Source organism: Mediterranea sp. ET5 (genome assembly GCF_023337025.1).
Classification (GTDB): Bacteria; Bacteroidota; Bacteroidia; order Bacteroidales; family Bacteroidaceae; genus Phocaeicola_A.
In genome coordinates, this window is record NZ_JAMBLN010000054.1 from 1 (window position 1) to 283 (window position 283).

At 56.5% G+C, this 283-nt stretch carries 1 rRNA gene; it reads right to left on the bottom strand.

What is annotated here, in order from left to right:
• Positions 1–283: ribosomal RNA gene (locus tag M3087_RS14305) — 23S ribosomal RNA — on the bottom strand; the annotation flags it as partial.

Genomic DNA, 283 nt, shown 5'->3' on the forward strand with positions numbered 1-283 from the left:
TTCGGACTCGCTTTCGCTTCGGATACGCGCGTTTTCGCGCTTAACCTTGCCGGCAACGGCAACTCGTAGGTTCATTATGCAAAAGGCACGCCGTCACACCTTACGGTGCTCCGACCGCTTGTAGGCACATGGGTTCAGGGTCTGTTTCACTCCCCTGTGCGGGGTACTTTTCACCTTTCCCTCACGGTACTGGTTCACTATCGGTCTCTCGGGAGTATTTAGCCTTGCCGGATGGTCCCGGCGGATTCTCGCAGGATTCCTCGTGTCCCGCGATACTCAGGAT